A 2,055-nucleotide genomic window follows, 5' to 3' on the forward strand; every position below is an offset into this window, starting at 1 on the left:
CGATTTATAACACCGAAAGACCGCATGAGGCATTAAATAACATGACGCCGATTGAGTATAAAACACTAAAACAAACAGCATGATTTTCTACTTGAATCTTGTACTAAGTTTGGGGTATTTACATCATATTCTTTATGTTGATGATGAAACACATGAGATAACCTATTTAGCATTACCTGATAGAATAAATAATGGCTATTTTTTTAAAAGCTATTCTGATAATGAAGACTCGTTGACGCTTAAAAATTTTGATTTTAGCGAAAATAAGGCAAAATCCGAAGACGATTTTTTGATTGGAACTTCACTTAAATTCGGCGATTTTAAATTGAAAAAAGTTTTTGAATATAACGTAATCTGGAATAATGGTAATGAAAAAAACCATAAAGACTCTAAAAAGTTAGTCAATAACACAGAATTTAAAAATATTGAATTTTTACAAAGAGACTTAACAGAAAACTTCTATTTTAAACTTTTATTATCTAAGAAAAAAAAAGAAAATATTAAAATCACGGGAGTTAACGTATACAGTAAAAAGAACGGCAAGTTAGTACAGACAATTAATAATATAAAAGGTTATGGTTTTTTTGCTTTTAATGCGATTCAAATAGGTGATTTTGATTTTGATGGCAATGCAAATGATTTTTTACTTGCTGATGGCGAAACACATGCGGCTAATGTCCCACAAACCTATTACATTTATGATGGATTGCAAAATAAATTTATTGATCCTAATTTAGAAGGATATACCATTCGTTTTGATTCAGAAAAAAAAATCGCGACTAGTACTAAAACTTGCGGTAATGAATTTATAGATCCAACAAGTATCACCATAAATAAAATGTATTATTTTAATGAAAACACTAAAAAATATAATTATTTAGATCAATATTGTATTGCTTATGATAATAAAAAGTTTTTTCAAAAAAAGTGTACTAAAAAAGAAAGACAAGATTGTGAAAAGGCTGTAGTAGAGGTAGGTGATGAGCCATAATTAAATGAATAGAAATTTATTTTTTATAAAGAACAATTTGTAACTATCCCCTAAAATAGTACAGCAAAAAAGTAGAAAATTCTCTATGATAAAAGTAAAGGGGATTTAATTATGAAAAAAATGACTGAACATCAAATCGTCGCTATTTTAAAAGAAGCTGAAGCGGGTATTCCCGTTAAAGAACTGTGCCGTAAATATGGCATGGCAAATTCAACTTTCTATAAATGGCGTGATAAATACGGTGGTATGGAAACCTCTGATATTAAACGTTTAAAGGAGCTTGAGGCCGAAAACCGTAAGCTTAAACAGATGTTTGCCGAACTGAGCTTAAAATCCCAGCTTCAGGAAGAAATCATAAAAAAGCTTTAGTGCCAACTGGGGCACGTAAAACGTGGGCACAGCAACTACAACAAAATCATTCAGTTACTATTGCTATGAGTTGTGCCATTGTTGGCTTAAGCCGTTGTGCTTACTATCATCAACCTAAGTTACCGGATGATTCGGTGATTATTTCGGTGTTGAATGCTATCACAGACCGGCATTTACGCTGGGGCTTTCCCAAATGTTTTAATCGCATCAGAAAGCTCGGCTATAAATGGAATCATAAACGGGTGTATCGGGTGTATTGTGAATTAAAGCTTAATCTCAGGGTAAAGCGTAAACAGCGCATTCCTCTACGAAACCCAGAAAGGCTATCAGCCCCCAATAAACAAGGTGAATGTTGGTCAATGGATTTTATGAGTGACAGTAGTCGTAATCAGCGTCGCTTTAGGACGTTCAATGTCATCGATGACTTTAATCGTGAGGCGCTAGGCATTGATATTGCAGTAAGCTTACCGGCAGGGAGAATTACCCGTTACTTAGATAAACTGGCTGAATATCATGGCTATCCATTAAAAATACGGGTCGATAATGGGCCAGAATTTACAGGAAAAACCTTTATAAACTGGGCTAAATCCCATGATATAGCCATTGATTATATCCAGCCCGGTAGCCCTTATCAAAATGGCTATATTGAACGATTTAATCGTACCTATCGTACTGAAGTACTCGATTTATATCTT

At 33.3% G+C, this 2,055-nt stretch carries 3 protein-coding genes; all 3 read left to right on the top strand.

The annotated features are described in order from the left end of the window. Window positions 1-91 precede the first annotated feature (91 nt). Complete coding sequence (locus A9G24_RS10325) at window positions 92-991, top strand: hypothetical protein (protein WP_141673145.1); 900 nt, start codon at window positions 92-94, stop codon at window positions 989-991. Between the two features lie 111 nt (window positions 992-1,102). After that, a complete protein-coding gene (locus tag A9G24_RS10330) occupies window positions 1,103-1,360 on the top strand; it encodes a transposase (RefSeq protein ID WP_065581549.1) in 258 nt (85 codons plus the stop codon). Then, on the top strand, window positions 1,360-2,055 hold a 696-nt coding region (locus A9G24_RS10335), incomplete at its 3' end, for an IS3 family transposase (protein ID WP_065638944.1). The genes A9G24_RS10330 and A9G24_RS10335, both read left to right, overlap by 1 nt.

Source organism: Gilliamella sp. App6-5 (genome assembly GCF_001690525.1).
GTDB lineage: Bacteria > Pseudomonadota > Gammaproteobacteria > Enterobacterales > Orbaceae > Gilliamella > Gilliamella apicola_H.

What these genes read in the sequence shown, in the direction of transcription:
- A9G24_RS10330 (WP_065581549.1), top strand. Translation starts at nt 1,103, where the DNA reads ATGAAAAAAATGACTGAACATCAAATCGTCGCTATTTTAAAAGAAGCT.